1 protein-coding gene is annotated in these 399 nt (G+C 53.1%); it reads right to left on the bottom strand.

Annotated elements, in window-relative coordinates:
• Nucleotides 1-13: 13 nt before the first annotated feature.
• Nucleotides 14-259: a hypothetical protein gene (locus tag AC1RPH_RS07955; protein ID WP_481762049.1), complete on the bottom strand. Its 246-nt coding sequence runs from the start codon at nucleotides 257-259 to the stop codon at nucleotides 14-16.
• Between the last annotated feature and the right edge of the window lie 140 nt (nucleotides 260-399).

Below are 399 nucleotides of genomic sequence, written 5' to 3'. Positions count from 1 at the left end.
ACGAAATGCCGAATTACTGGCGCTTGGTCAAACGATCAAGCTCCTGAAGATTTGCCTTCAGTGCAGCCTGAGTAACAGCCAACCGGCGATTGCCCTCGATCATGTCTTCCACGAAATACCAAGGGGCGCTCTTCGCTTTGTTGATAACATCGACTTGTGCGTTCACCACCGCGATCTGCGCTGCCCCATCGATTCGGAGCTTCCGGATACGGCGGCGCAGTGCCGCGACTTTGAAATGCTTGGTGACTTTTTCGAACATGGGAACCTCCAATAATTTATTGATTCCCATTATACCTACTTCGAGCGACCAGTCAACCCCGATGAATCACTTCGGGCTCAACCCCAAACACGGCACGTACATACTCCGGGCCCGTGCCTGCTGCCGCTTCGATACTCAAC

This window comes from Dellaglioa sp. CoH-57-MRSF-16, from assembly GCF_056782055.1.
This window is presented reverse-complemented; position numbering and strand designations above follow the sequence as displayed.

Coding starts and splice junctions, on each gene's coding strand:
- AC1RPH_RS07955 (WP_481762049.1), bottom strand. CDS start 259: ATGTTCGAAAAAGTCACCAAGCATTTCAAAGTCGCGGCACTGCGCCGC.